A 13,486-nucleotide genomic window follows, 5' to 3' on the forward strand; every position below is an offset into this window, starting at 1 on the left:
CTTTCGCATGCCGAATGATTCGAGATATTTATGCTCACCATTTCACAAAAAATTCACTATTTGTTCAATGATTCACAAGTTAAAGTCCATTTGATATAGTTCACTCGGTGAAATTTTACTCTTGATTTTCATTCGGTTAGTTATTTATACCTGTACTTTACACCCATACGCTTCAAAAATAAAGTAAATTTTACCTAAAATTTGGATGGGATTGTGTCAGTTGTTTGAATACTTTGTCAAAAATATGTGACGGAAAGAGACAATCACAAAAAAATAGCGCTGCTTCTTCGCTGCAGCGCTTTTGAATATTTAGGCTTTTTTCTGTAAAGCGGGTCTTGTCACTTGCACTTCATAGTACGTAATTTTGTTTTTTAACAGGCCTTCCGGTTTCGCCTTTCCGTGAGCGTGCGCATCACCAAATGCCTGAGATTTTGTCCAATTCACAAAGTCTTCTTTTCGATTCCAGCGGGTGTGAATGGTCACTTCATCGTAATCAGTTGTCTGCTGAGTGACCCATACTTCCATTCCTAAAAAGCCTTCCATAAATTCTACTTGTCCCTGCTTGTTAAACCGTTTAACAAGGTGGTCTGCACTGCCTTTTTCTACTCTTACTTGGTTGTTTACAATAATCATGTTTGGTTCATCTCCCTTTTGTTGTTGAATGGAGGCAATGGGGATAATGAGCGGATGCGGTCCGTCTAAGTGAACCTCCGCCTGAATCCCAAAAACCTCCTTGAAAAAGTCTTCTGTTAACACTTCTTTTGGTGAGCCAATTTGATGCACCTGACCTCGCTTCATAGCAATGAGACGGTCACAATATTTTGCGGCCTGCTGCAAGTCATGGAGAACCATTAAAATGGTGATGCCATGTGTTTGATTCAGCTGTTTGAGCAGCTCCAGTAATTCAAGCTGATGCGCAATGTCTAAATAAGTGGTTGGCTCATCGAGAATGATGGTCTCTGTCTTCTGAGCCAGTGCCATTGCAATATATGCCTTTTGTCTTTCTCCGCCTGACAATGTATGAAGCATTCTGTTTTCATTGGTGCGGCTATTCGTCACCTCAAGCGCCCACTCAATCGCTTCATGATCTGACGTGCCGCTTTTTTTCCAGATGGAACGATGCGGACTGCGTCCAAGTGCGACCAGCTCACGTACTGTCATCGATGGAATGGCGGTTCTTGTTTGCATGAGAACTGCCACCTCCTTGGCGATCTCCTGTGCCGTCATCTCTTTTTGCGGGATGTCGTGAATGTAAATCATGCCGCTTTCGATTGAGGTCAGTCGTGCGGCCGCTTTGATAAAAGTCGACTTACCTGACCCATTCGGGCCAATGATTCCGGTCACACTCCCTTTAGGAACAGCTGCTGAAATGGAAGACAGCCGAAAGCCGCCTTGACTGAGACTCACGTCATCCATTGCAATGACATCCATCTTAACCCCTCCCTTTCTTTTTTAATAAATAGAGGAAGAAAGGTGCACCGATGCAGGCAAGCAAGATCCCTACAGGCAATTCAACCGGTGTAAACCAGACCCGTGCTGCTGTATCGGCAAAGACCACAAGCACGCCCCCTCCAAGCATTGAAATCGGCAGCAAATACCGGTAATCATCTCCGATTAAAAGACGGATAAAATGGGGTACAACAAGCCCGACAAAACCGATTAAACCGCTGACACTGACAGCTGCTCCAGCTAAAAGAGCGGCCAGCGCAATGAGAAAAAATCGAGTCCTCTCTACTCGAAGGCCCAATAGCTGAGCCGATTCATCGCCAAGCAAAAGGAGATTGGACGGTTTAATGGCGAAAAAACAAAGACATAATCCAGCCAGCGCATATGGCGACACAAAGCTAAGATGATGCCAGCTTCGTCCGTTTAATCCCCCTGATAGAAAAGGCAAAACAGCCTGCACACGCTCACTGTAAAGCACCATAAACCCATTCATCACCGCACCAAGCAGGGCATTGACGGCAACACCTGCCAAGATCAATTTAAGCGGTGAAACCCCTTGATCAAATGACAGCATATACACGACAAGAGCTGCTAATAAGGCGCCCAGAAAAGCGGCTGCCGGAAGCAAATACGTGAATTGCGGAAGAACAATCATGCTGAGTACAGCAGCTAACCCGCCGCCCGCAGTCACACCAATGATCCCAGGGTCAGCCAGTGGATTTCGGACAACTCCTTGTAAAATCGCCCCTGATGCTGCGAGACAGGCCCCAACGAGAAAACCAATGAGCACACGCGGCAGCCGTAAATCCATGACAATTTTTTCATGAACAGGCAGACCTGATCCCGTGAACACAGCCATTAAATCCGTCAGCGATAATTGGACAGAACCTACCGCAAGTCCTAGACAGACGCCCACACATAAAGTGAGAAACAATCCTGGTAACAGCCATTTTCGTCTTGACTGCCTTTTTTGAAAATCTAGTTCTGCATTCATCTTCATGATGACAATCGCTTCAATTTCTTCTCTAATTCATCGATCGCTCTGATGACTTCTGCGCCTGGATTTGTCCCAAATAGGTCACTTGGTAGAATCTCAACGTGTCCATTTTTGACAGCTGATACATCGTGCCACGCCGCATTTTGCTTCATTTCACTCATAAAGCCTGCTTTGACATCTTCAGGATTGCTGTGTGTCATCAGCAAGATGAGATCTGGATCGGCCTCGATTACCTTTTCTGCATTGATTTGTGCATATTGCGGAAACTTTTCGAGTGCTGGTTCGTTTTCAGCAATATTCGCCCCACCAGCGATCCGCAGCAGATCACCACTTAAAGATTGTGGAAGTGCCGCCATATATGTGCCGGGCGCACCATATACAACGAGTGTCTTTACTTTTTTCTCAGGCTGCTTCACTTGCTTAATCCGCTGATCGATTTGAGCATTGAGCGCTTTTGCCTTTTGCTGCTTTCCAAGTAAATCACCAAATAAAGTAACTTGACGCTGGATGTCCTTCACTGAGTTGGCACTTGTCAAAAGAAGCTGTGAACCAATCCCTTCTATAGTAGAGATATCCTTGCTGTTTAATGATTCATTCCCAAGCACCACATCGGGCTTTAAGCTCGTGATCAACTCGACATCAAATTGATGGGTTGTGCCAATTGATTGTACGGACTTTGCCTTTTGTAGATTGTCTGGCAATTCGGCAGTTGGCCGGCCGACAACCTGGCCACCTAAGGCATAAATGATGCTCATGTCGCCAGTTGACAACGAGACGATCCGTTCAGGTGATTCATGAAACGATAATGTTCTGCCGGCAAAATCCTGAATGTTGAGCGCACCTTGCTTGCTCTCATTCTCGACAGGCGCCGCCTGGCTGCATCCGCCGAGGAGAAGCACGACGACGAGTCCTGCCCAAATCACATGTAAACATTTCAACCGTCTGTCTCTCCTTTTCTAGTAAACTTTCTTTAGCTTCGCCTGTACCACGAGACGCTTGTTTTTAGGTGCCAGCACGTGATCACAGGTCGATAATGTGAGAATCAAGTCATCTGTGGATACGTCTGTTTTCGTTTGATAGATGGACTTCTTACGCACAGCTTGCAAGTAGTGCGCATATTCACCAAGATCCTGAAAATCAGTCTGAATATAATCGAAATCGACTGTCGTCTCATACACAGCAAAAATCTCTGCTTCATAGCTTTGGTACAGCGTATCGTACTGAAATGTGCGATGATCTTGGAAGAAATCTTTTTTCAAATAGTTTGTGAGACCAGCAAACATAGACCCATCCCTCATCCGATGACCGTACACCACTGTATTGGGACTTTCATGCAAGACGTCATTACGATAATCCATAAAGATACTGCCTGCCCGTGTGTCATCCTTTACATAATTACGAGTTAAATAGAATGCATTATCGTTTGACTGAACAATTGGATACTGAATCATCGTGTCCTTCATATCAATCCAACCGACAATGTCTTCATTCACCTTTCGCAAATCATCAAATGACTGACGAATTTCTCCAGGTTTTCGCTGTTTCATTCCATCCTCGTGTGTGTAAAGTGTCTGAGCCTTTGCAAGCACCTGACGATTTTGATAATAGCCAAAGAGCTCCAAGCCAATGGCAGTACCGCTATATAGGAAAACACCTAAACAGACGATCGTCAGCATTCGCTGCCCGATCCTTTTCCCTCGTTTCACACTGTCTCACCTGCTTTTTGCACAACTTATATGCCTACAGGCACGATATACATCCCTGTTTCTGCATCCTGCTTAATTGTGACGGACACATGATAAATGTGCCGCACCATTTCTTCGGTTAACACATCATTGGGCCGCCCTTCGCGGATAATTTGTCCATCTTTCATGGCGATGATGACATCACTATAGCGAATCGCCTGATTCATATCGTGCAGGACCATCACGATGGTTAATCCATGCTCGACATTGAGCTCTCGAATGAGCTCCAGAATGTCAAATTGATAATACATATCCAAATAAGTCGTCGGTTCATCTAAGAAAAGGATCGGTGTTTTTTGCGCTAAAGCCATCGCAATCCATACACGCTGCCGTTCTCCGCCTGACAATGAGGCGAGTGGCATCTTTCGCTTATCCGTCAGCTTTGTACAGGACAGCGCCCACTCGATTGCTTTCTCATCTTCTTCCTTGTCACTGCCGCGCATCGTTTGGTAGGGCGTTCTCCCAAATGCCACGACTCGTTCGATCGTTAAATCGAGCGGCGCTTCATTTTGCTGATGTACGACTGCCAGCTTTCTCGCGAGTTCCCTTGGCTTGAACGCATTCAGCTCTTGTCCATCTAAATGAATCTGTCCTTTATGTGGACAATGGTTATGTGCCATCAAGGAAAGCAGCGTGGATTTGCCCGAGCCATTTGGACCGATAATGGTCGTGATTTTTCCTTTTTCGATCTTCGTGGTGACCGATTGAACAATGTCCCTCTGTCGATCATAGGAAAACGACACCTCACGAATGTCCATGCAGACGATCCCCCCTTCTTAATAAAAAGATCAGAAACGGTCCGCCAATGACAGCCATGATTGTAGAAGCAGGGATTTCATTTGGTGCCACAAGCGTTCTGCCGAGCGTATCAGCCGTCAAAATGAGCAAGGCCCCGCTTAACGCAGAAAATGGAATCAGTACCCGGTGGTCAGAGCCGACGAGCCTTCTAGAGATATGGGGAATGAGCAAACCGACAAAGGCAATCACGCCCGCTACCGCAGCAGTCACCGCTGCTAATAACACCGCCGTGATTGAAATCAAAAGGCGCATTCTGGTCACACGCAATCCTAAGTTTTTCGCCGTCTTATCTTGAAGGGCAAGCAAGTTACACCATCTGCTAAAGAAAAGCGCAACCACAAGCCCAATAAGGCCATAGACACCGATTAAACGGACATCTCCCCACGTTTTCATCGTCAGATTCGACTGCCCCGACTGATTAATGGTGATATTGAAATAGCTGCAAATGGTCACAAACGCTTCTGCCATCCCTGTAAACATGGCATTAATGGCGATCCCCACCAAAATCATTCGAATCGGGCTTAAGCCGCCTTTCCAAGACAACACGTATACGAGGAAGCAGGCAATTGCCCCGCCTAAAACTGAAAATAAAGGAGAGTAGAAATAAAATTGAGGAAGCGCTGTAATTGCCATTAAAGAAAAGAAGCTAGCTCCCGATGAAATACCAATAACACCGGCATCTGCTAATGGATTCCTCATCACAGACTGCAAGAGGACACCGGAGACAGATAAAGCCGCCCCTGTAAACATCGCAATGAGCATGCGGGGGATTCTTAAATCTTTAATGATTTCTACCTGTGCATGTTGACCGGTCATAAGCCCTTCCAATAATTCAATCGGTGTAACATGAATGCTCCCCGTAATGGCGGAATAAATAAATACGCCGGCTAGTAAGAGACTGACTATCAGAAATAAAATCCCTGTTTTTTTCATCTTGAACGTCCTTTTATCATTAAGATTCGCCGCTTATGACGGGTACAACATACGAGTCAATTCATCTAATGCCTCTGCTGCCTTTAAGTTGCCTGTTGTCCCGAATAAGCTTTCTTCGAGGTCGTACACTCGGTCTTGTTTGACCGCATTAAAATGTTTCCAAATATCATTTGTTTTAAATTCTTGATCAAACATGTTGACGACTTCATCCGGCATCCCATGTGCAGCTCGGAGAATGATATCTGGATTGGCTTTTTGTAAATACTCCGTATTGGATGCCAAATACTCCATTTTCTCACCTTTTACGATGTTCTTTCCTCCTGCAATACGCACAAGATCACCGATATACGAATTCTCTGTTGCCACTAAATAACTGCCTGGTACACCAAGCAAAATGAGAACGGATGGCTTCGCTTTTCCCTTCGTTCTCTCTTGTATGTCTTTCTTTTTTTGTTCAAAATCATCCACAATGCGTTTCGCTTGTGTCTTTCTATCATATTTTTCTCCAAGCTTTGTGATGGCGTTCTCCATCTTGTCCAGGCTCTCAAGGTTGAGGTATGTCGCAGGGACAGAAGCTTGTTGAAAAGGCGTTTCTAAATCATATTGAAGGGTCGTGACAGACAGGACATCTGTCGGTTGAAGTGATTGGATGATTTCCATGTCCGGGCTCATTGGGTTACCGACTGCTGGGAGTCCTTTGTATCGAGCCGGCAAGGATTTTTGACTTGTTGGCACCCCGACAAGATCCACCTCTAGCGCATCCATGATCTCAGCAGCAGCTACAGTCGTTGCCACAATGCGGGCACTTGATGCTGCGCTTTTTTTGCCTTTCGCTGAGCTTTCAGCTGATTGTGAGCAGCCTGCTAAGAAGACGCACACACATAGAGCCGTGATCAGGGTACATAACATTCGATGCTTCAAAAAACAGAAGCCTCCTTTCGAAAAAAGGAAGTGGATGCGCCGAGATGAATGGCGCACCTCACTTAACATAGATTCTTTATCTTGTACGAGTTTGATACTTTCTGACGAGCACGAATAGTGACCCGCCGAATAAAAGAATGTACACCCAAAGAAGTGAAGTATCTCCTGTTTTCGGGTTCAGCTGACCTGTCTCAGACTTGGTTTGGTCATCTGATGGCGTAAAGGTCATCTGCTCTGCACCCGTTTCCTCAGGGGCTAGATTCGCAAGCTGGTTTGGTTGAGAATCGTGATCATTCGGATTTTTCACAAAGCCGATGCTCTCATCGTCTCCGATCACCGTCGCAATTCCGCTTCCTTCACCACTTGCGATGCCTTTCGTATCATAGACAAGTTTGACATCGTACTGCTCATGATAATTTGCAGCTGGAATGTCAATTTTCACGCGTGCTGCCTGATCACTACTCAAACTTTTTGCTTCATATTGAATCACTCGTGTATCTGCTTTTTGATCAGCCTTTGCAACTAGCGTCTCTTCAAATTTACCGCCGGTTCCTACTTGGAACGACGTGATGGCTGAGCTGTTCTTGACAGTGTATGAAACGAAATGGCGGCCATTTTTCACCACCAATGTCGCAGGGCTCACGACGTAATCGTTCATGCGAGAAAGCTCATCTTTGTCTGCTTTCTTCATTGAAAAAGGAAGCTTGTACACCCCGTCTTTTAGCTGAACTGTCTCTTGATTCGTTCCGCCGTTCGTTGTGTCTGGTGCTGGTTTATTTGGTTTTGGTGTTTCTGGTGTAGCCGGTGTTTCTTCCTCTATTTGACCGTCCTTCAGTGGAACGATACTTTTTGAATCAAATTGAAAACGAATATCGTACGTTTGATCATAGTGAGCGGCTGCTACTACAATGTGTACTTTTCCGTTAACTGCTTTTTTCAGATCAGACACTTCAAATGAAACCACTCTTGTGTTCTTTGCTTGATCTGTGCTCACGTTTTTCACTTCTTGATAAGAACCGTTTTTCTCTATTTTCAAAGAATCAACTGACGTATGATCCTTCACCGTAAAGGAAACGGTTTGCGTTCCATTTTTAACAGTTAACGATGCTGGATGTGAGAAGTATTGGCTCATCCGAGATGCCTCATCCTGATCGCCCTTCAGCACACTGTAGTTGATACGATACACACCATCTTTTAATTGATTCTGCGTCGAATCAACTGGTGTTGTGCCGTTTTGATCATCTGGCTTTGTTTCGCTGTCGCCTGGCGTCGTACCATTTTGATCATCCGGCTTTGTTTCGCTGTCGCCTGGCGTCGTACCATTTTGATCATCTGGTGTTGTTTCGCTGTCGCCTGGCGTCGTACCGTTTTGATCATCAGGTGTTGTTTCACTATCGTCTGGCTTCGCAGGCGTGACAAGTGTGAGACTGCTCTGATCGAAAGCGATCTGTACGTCATACGCCTCATCATAAATAAAGCCGCCTAAGTCCCAGTAAATTTTGACCCAGCCATTTAATTTGGCTGATACATCGGCTACATCAAATCTGATCACACGCGTATTCGCTGTCTCATCTTCACTGACCGTTTCAGTGGTGACGAGAGAGCCATTTTGTTCGACCTTGAAATCTGTGATTTCTTTGCTTTGCTTCAGCGTCAAATAGGCAGTCGTCTTGCCATTTTCGATGACGAGCTTAGCTGGCTTTTCTGTATACGTATCCATCATGGATGCTTCAGTGCTACCATTTTTTAAAATGGTGAATCCTGCTGTATATTCACCATCAGCCAATGATGCCGCCTGAGCCGTTCCTTGAGGCAGCTGAAACGCAGTCAACAAACTGAATAAAACGAGCAGAATAGCTGTCTGTAGATGAAAAAGACGTTTCAAAAGATGACACTTCCTTCCGTTAATGCTTGATGATCCACTTTCTCGCTAAAAACCCGCCTGAACATAAGACAAGCACAAGGAGCCATCCCATCTGGCTTGTATCACCAGTTTGAGGATTTTCTTCTTGTTTTGTTTTGGTGGATGAATCAGTTGTTTTGGTTGTTTCTTTTGATGTTTCTTGATGTTTTGCTGCACCTGCTGTTTCTTTTGAACTGTCAGAAGAAAGTGACTTGATGCTGCTTTCATCGAATTTCAGCTGGATGGTATAGTCGTGATCATAATCAGCGGATTTGACTGTGACATGGATTTTTGACTTGATTGGTTTAGACAAACTCTGTGCTTGGAATTGGACAAGCCTTGTATTGGCTTTCTTATTCGTTGATAGAACCGTCGTATCGACATAGCCGCCATTTCCCGGCACTTTAAATTCCGTTACCCAGCTGCTGTTTTTAATGGTCATTTGCACAGTCAGCTTGCCATTTTTCACGATCACTTTTGCCGGCTTCAGCCAGTAATCATTTGCCATCGAAACGGCAGTTCCTTCGGCCTTCATCACAGTGTAATTGACGGAGTATGTACCATCATTTAATGAGGCAGCCTGTGCATTTGAAAAAGGCAGTATAAGTGCCAGCAACAATGCAGCCACAAAGGCTGGCATCCTGATCCATTTTTTCATCAGATGAATTTCCTCCCTTTTTATTGAACAGTTGCTGCATCAAACTTGACGCGAATATCGTAATTGCCTGTATATCCAATGACCGGTACAGTCACACTCACTTTAGCTGGTACAACATCTGTCAGGCTGTTGACATTGAACTCTACCGTTCTCTTATTAGCAGCTGTGTTTGTACTGATCACCTTTGCATCTTTGTAGACACCTTGATCCAATGTTTTAAAGCTTGTAATCCAAGAGCTGTTCGTTAACGTGACTTGCGCTTTGATTTTTCCATCCTTCACAACAAGCTTAGCTGGTTTTTCAAAATACGTATTTGCTGTTGACGTTGAATCACTGTCTGCTTTCCATACCACATATTGTGCTGAATATTGACCATCTGCTAAGCCTGCTGCTGAGGCAGAGCTAACCGGGGCTAGAGCAAACAATAGAACAAAGCTAAAGAATAATAAGACGTGTGATGCTGAACGAAGTGATTTCATATATATCCTCCTAATTGATATTGATAATTATTCTCAATAGATAATAAAAAAAATAACCTTTATCAGCGTATGAATCACACTCATAAATGATTATGATAATCATTATCAATTGAGTTTAAAAAATAAATCTTTGCTTTCGACAAGTCAAAGATGTCTGCTGCTACATGATGTAGTGATACACGATTTAGGTAATCTGTCCCATTCATGATACCATGGCATAACCTCCCCATTCCATTACAGGGAAAAGAACCCTCTTCTCCTTGATATTATATGATGAATGAATTTATTGTCAACATCATTTTTCATACTATTGACTTAGATTTCTGGAAAATCACAAAAAAATCTCGATCAGGTACACTGATCGAGATCGATTAAGAAGGGATATGTTCACCCTTTTCACTATTTTTACGCTCTAAAGACCAAGCATACATTTCCCGTATGACTGGTTCAATTTTCTTTCCTTGTTCTGTTAGTTCATATTCAATCCGCACGGGAATGTCGGGATATACTTTTTTCTCAACAAGGCCTTCAGCTTCTAGATCTTTCAGCCTTTCTGATAATAACCGTCCGCTGATGTTCATTTCATTTTCAAGCTGACAAAAACGTTTTGGCCCTGTCAAAAGCTGATTGATGATGAGAATCACCCACTTCTTCCCTAAAATCTCCATGGCATCTGTAATTGGGCAGCCATCTACTTGAGCCATACTTTACTCCCTCCTGCTTTTCTCTACTTTTTTTCATTATAACATAATTAATTACTTGAAATAAGTCACTAACTATTATATAGTTTAGTTACTAAAAGTAACAAGGTAATCATTTTTATCAATTTTCAATAAACCATTGAACATACAGATGCATATAACATGAAGGAGATGACCGAGCTTTGAATACAATAGAGCAGGTAAGATTAGGTGTAACAGAATTACATGTGTCCAGCTTTGAGCGTTCTTTGCCTTTTTATACAGACATTTTAGGTTTTACTTTATTAGAACAGACGGATTCTACTGTCACGCTTGGCAGCAACTCAAAGGAACCAATCCTTGTGCTGAAAGAAGATGTGCAGCTGAAAGAGAAGCCGGATCATGAGCCAGGACTTTATCATTTTGCGGTTTTATTACCTACCAGAAAAAACCTGGGCACATGGCTGGCGCATGTGACCAAAAAAGGCTATCCTTTAATTGGAGCAAGCGATCACTTTTTCAGTGAAGCCATTTATTTAAGTGATCCAGATGGCATCGGCGTTGAGATTTATGCTGATCGTCCTCAGGACATATGGGTAGGTGAGCATGGAGAGCTGAAAGGTGGCGGAAATGCTCCGCTTGATGGAGATGGTCTCCTGCAAGAAGCCGCTGATTCCACCTGGGAAGGACTCCCGGCTGGTACAGTCATGGGACACTTGCATTTCCATCTCAACCCAGAAGAAGCCGATTCCTTTTATGTGAACACGCTCGGTTTTCATATCCGAATGGCTCCCCCAGCCAGCTTATTCGTTGCTGGTGGCGTCTATCATCACCACCTTGCCTTTAATGCATGGGGACGCGGGAGAAAAGGAGCCATTGATCCACGTTTTTCAGGAATTAGAAGCTATACACTGGTTTTCCCAAAAGAAGACGATAGAACATCCGTCGTCGAACGTCTGACAAAAGCAGGTGTTCACATGAACACGACAGGAAAAAGTAACGAATTTATTGATCCATTTGGCGTTCTCGTTCGTTTACAGATTGAAGAAACAGACAAAAAAGAAGGTGCAGAATATGGACAAACACACAGAGGTTAAAACAGCCATTTTAAAAGATAAAATCAAACGAGTACAGCAAGAAGACGGATTTATATATATCACTGGACCTATTAAACTGCCAGTGAATTTAGACGGTAGAACGGTCATGTTTAACTGGTATTCATGGTTAAAAGATGACGGGAAAGAACCATTATCAGATGAAGCTTTAATCGAAAGCCTTTCCTCCCGTGAGCTTGCAGATCACCAGCAATCAAGCGTCCTTGTTTACGGAGATTTCGAGCATGCTGATGAAGCGTTGATCCGCATGCATTCCATCTGCCACACCGGCGATATTTTCGGAAGCAAACGCTGCGATTGCGGGTTCCAATTGAAACAGTCTATGCGGATGATTGAGGACAATGGAGCAGGCGCACTGTTTTATTTAGCCAACCATGAAGGACGCGGGATCGGTCTTTTCAGTAAAGCCATGGCCTACATCTTGCAAGAAAACGGCTACGATACTGTAGAAGCAAACGAAGCACTGGGCTTTGAAGATGATACACGTCAATATGAAGAAGCGATTGCTGTTCTTCAAACATTGCGTACAAAGCCAGTCAGACTTATCACCAATAATCCGAAAAAGACCGATGCTATCAGCCATGCAGGCCTTTCTCTTTCTGGACGTATTCCACTTTGGGGTGATGTCTCTGAGTTCAATGAAAAATACTTGCAGACAAAAATTAACCGCTCAGGTCATATGAAGGCGGATCAAGAGGTGCGTACGATTGCCACATCATGAGCGATATATGAAACTAGCCCTTGAAAATGCTGAAGCAATGAAAGGTCAGACATCTCCCAATCCGCTTGTCGGGGCTGTGATTGTGCGAGAAAATGAAATTGTTGGGGTCGGGGCGCATATGAAGGCCGGCGAACCACATGCAGAAATTCATGCACTTAAAATGGCTGGAGACAAGGCAAAAGGTGCCACGATCTATGTGACACTAGAGCCTTGTTCCCACCATGGCCGCACAGGCCCATGCGCTGAAGCACTTGTGAAAGCCGGCGTAGAAAAAGTCGTCGTTGCTGCACTGGATCCGAACCCGCTTGTTGCCGGGCGTGGGATTGCCATTTTACAAGATGCAGGCATTCAAGTCATCACAGGCGTCATGGAGCAAGAATCCATTCTCATGAATGAAGTGTTCAACCACTTTATTACGAAAAAAACGCCTTTCGTGACACTCAAAGCAGGCATTACGTTAGACGGAAAAATTGCATCTGCTACGTCTGACAGCAAGTGGATTACATCAGAGACGTCCCGTTATGATGCACATCACATTCGCAGTATCAACGATGCCATCTTGGTCGGTGCGCAAACTGTCATTCACGACGATCCTTCATTAACAGCACGCATTCCAAACGGTCATCATCCGATTCGAATTGTCTTAGACTCTAAACTGTCTATCCCGCTGACAGCAAAGGTGGTCACGGATCAAATGGCGCCAACATGGATCTTTACAACAAAACAAGCCGATGAAGAAAAACGAGCCGCTTTAGAAGCAGCTGGCGTCAGCGTCATCATGACGGATAGCGATATCCGGGTGCCCTTACAAGAAGTACTTCAAGTGCTCGGAGAAAGAAATATCTCCTCCCTGATGATTGAAGGCGGCGGACAAATCAATGCCTCATTTTTAGAGCAGCAGCTGGTCGATAAACTCGTCATCTACATGGCGCCCAAGCTCATTGGCGGACGACTCTCTCCTTCTTTTTTCGGAGGCGAAGGCATACGCCTCATGAGTGATGCAATTGAACTCGATCAACTCACTCTTGAACCACTCGGAAAAGATATAAAGATAACGGGTTATCCTGTTTATCAATAAACAACAAAGCTT

Annotated in this window: 14 protein-coding genes; 3 read left to right on the forward strand and 11 right to left on the reverse strand. The window is 44.4% G+C overall.

Features of this window, described 5'->3' with window-relative positions; all coding sequences use genetic code 11:
- Window positions 1-309: 309 nt before the first annotated feature.
- From isdG to NST09_RS18150, 11 genes are all read right to left on the reverse strand, one after another.
- Window positions 310-1,431: a heme oxygenase gene (gene isdG / locus NST09_RS18100; RefSeq protein WP_079919928.1), complete on the reverse strand. Its 1,122-nt coding sequence runs from the start codon at window positions 1,429-1,431 to the stop codon at window positions 310-312.
- A 1-nt stretch (window position 1,432) separates the two neighbouring features.
- On the reverse strand, window positions 1,433-2,446 hold the full coding sequence (locus NST09_RS18105) for an iron ABC transporter permease (protein ID WP_099496941.1): 1,014 nt from the start codon (window positions 2,444-2,446) through the stop codon (window positions 1,433-1,435).
- Window positions 2,443-3,381 carry an ABC transporter substrate-binding protein gene (locus NST09_RS18110; protein WP_017358683.1) on the reverse strand — a complete coding sequence of 313 codons (939 nt, stop codon included), beginning with the start codon at window positions 3,379-3,381 and terminating at the stop codon, window positions 2,443-2,445. The genes NST09_RS18105 and NST09_RS18110 overlap by 4 nt, the downstream gene beginning before the upstream one ends.
- An 18-nt stretch (window positions 3,382-3,399) precedes the next feature.
- Window positions 3,400-4,149 (reverse strand): class B sortase, encoded by a 750-nt coding sequence (gene srtB / locus NST09_RS18115; RefSeq protein WP_017358682.1) that lies wholly within the window; start codon window positions 4,147-4,149, stop codon window positions 3,400-3,402.
- A 26-nt stretch (window positions 4,150-4,175) separates the two neighbouring features.
- A complete protein-coding gene (locus NST09_RS18120) occupies window positions 4,176-4,946 on the reverse strand; it encodes an ABC transporter ATP-binding protein (protein WP_135226463.1) in 771 nt (256 codons plus the stop codon).
- Window positions 4,933-5,919 carry an iron ABC transporter permease gene (locus tag NST09_RS18125; RefSeq protein WP_017368325.1) on the reverse strand — a complete coding sequence of 329 codons (987 nt, stop codon included), beginning with the start codon at window positions 5,917-5,919 and terminating at the stop codon, window positions 4,933-4,935. Before NST09_RS18125 ends, NST09_RS18120 begins: the two co-directional genes overlap by 14 nt.
- Before the next feature lie 33 nt (window positions 5,920-5,952).
- A complete protein-coding gene (isdE, locus tag NST09_RS18130) occupies window positions 5,953-6,840 on the reverse strand; it encodes a heme ABC transporter substrate-binding protein IsdE (protein ID WP_342493181.1) in 888 nt (295 codons plus the stop codon).
- A gap of 76 nt (window positions 6,841-6,916) precedes the next feature.
- Window positions 6,917-8,725: an NEAT domain-containing protein gene (locus tag NST09_RS18135; RefSeq protein WP_342493182.1), complete on the reverse strand. Its 1,809-nt coding sequence runs from the start codon at window positions 8,723-8,725 to the stop codon at window positions 6,917-6,919.
- Between the two features lie 19 nt (window positions 8,726-8,744).
- Window positions 8,745-9,401 carry a heme uptake protein IsdC gene (isdC, locus tag NST09_RS18140; protein ID WP_057078871.1) on the reverse strand — a complete coding sequence of 219 codons (657 nt, stop codon included), beginning with the start codon at window positions 9,399-9,401 and terminating at the stop codon, window positions 8,745-8,747.
- 20 nt (window positions 9,402-9,421) lie between these two features.
- Window positions 9,422-9,880, reverse strand: a complete 459-nt coding sequence (locus tag NST09_RS18145) for an NEAT domain-containing protein (protein WP_007497924.1) — start codon at window positions 9,878-9,880, stop codon at window positions 9,422-9,424.
- 371 nt (window positions 9,881-10,251) lie between these two features.
- A complete protein-coding gene (locus NST09_RS18150; RefSeq protein WP_125589315.1) occupies window positions 10,252-10,584 on the reverse strand; it encodes a helix-turn-helix domain-containing protein in 333 nt (110 codons plus the stop codon).
- Between the two features lie 179 nt (window positions 10,585-10,763).
- On the opposite strand from NST09_RS18150, the gene NST09_RS18155 reads away from it, so the two are divergent.
- Genes NST09_RS18155 through ribD form a run of 3 tightly spaced genes read left to right on the forward strand, consistent with a single transcriptional unit; the run spans window position 10,764 to window position 13,474 of the window.
- Window positions 10,764-11,657 carry a VOC family protein gene (locus NST09_RS18155; protein WP_342493183.1) on the forward strand — a complete coding sequence of 298 codons (894 nt, stop codon included), beginning with the start codon at window positions 10,764-10,766 and terminating at the stop codon, window positions 11,655-11,657.
- The gene (locus NST09_RS18160; RefSeq protein WP_008345606.1) at window positions 11,635-12,396 is read left to right on the forward strand and encodes a GTP cyclohydrolase II; all 762 of its coding nucleotides are present in this window, start codon (window positions 11,635-11,637) and stop codon (window positions 12,394-12,396) included. The genes NST09_RS18155 and NST09_RS18160 overlap by 23 nt, the downstream gene beginning before the upstream one ends.
- Window positions 12,383-13,474 carry a bifunctional diaminohydroxyphosphoribosylaminopyrimidine deaminase/5-amino-6-(5-phosphoribosylamino)uracil reductase RibD gene (gene ribD / locus NST09_RS18165; RefSeq protein ID WP_017358675.1) on the forward strand — a complete coding sequence of 364 codons (1,092 nt, stop codon included), beginning with the start codon at window positions 12,383-12,385 and terminating at the stop codon, window positions 13,472-13,474. Before NST09_RS18160 ends, ribD begins: the two co-directional genes overlap by 14 nt.
- Window positions 13,475-13,486 lie beyond the last annotated feature (12 nt).

The organism is Bacillus sp. FSL W7-1346 (genome assembly GCF_038593335.1).
GTDB lineage: Bacteria > Bacillota > Bacilli > Bacillales > Bacillaceae > Bacillus > Bacillus altitudinis.

Bases quoted from the DNA above. Each gene is read 5' to 3' on its own strand.
- isdG (WP_079919928.1), bottom strand. From the start codon at position 1,431: ATGGATGTCATTGCAATGGATGACGTGAGTCTCAGTCAAGGCGGCTTT.
- NST09_RS18105 (WP_099496941.1), bottom strand. From the start codon at position 2,446: ATGAAGATGAATGCAGAACTAGATTTTCAAAAAAGGCAGTCAAGACGA.
- NST09_RS18120 (WP_135226463.1), bottom strand. From the start codon at position 4,946: ATGGACATTCGTGAGGTGTCGTTTTCCTATGATCGACAGAGGGACATT.
- NST09_RS18125 (WP_017368325.1), bottom strand. From the start codon at position 5,919: ATGAAAAAAACAGGGATTTTATTTCTGATAGTCAGTCTCTTACTAGCC.
- isdC (WP_057078871.1), bottom strand. From the start codon at position 9,401: ATGAAAAAATGGATCAGGATGCCAGCCTTTGTGGCTGCATTGTTGCTG.
- NST09_RS18145 (WP_007497924.1), bottom strand. From the start codon at position 9,880: ATGAAATCACTTCGTTCAGCATCACACGTCTTATTATTCTTTAGCTTT.
- NST09_RS18150 (WP_125589315.1), bottom strand. From the start codon at position 10,584: ATGGCTCAAGTAGATGGCTGCCCAATTACAGATGCCATGGAGATTTTA.
- NST09_RS18160 (WP_008345606.1), top strand. From the start codon at position 11,635: ATGGACAAACACACAGAGGTTAAAACAGCCATTTTAAAAGATAAAATC.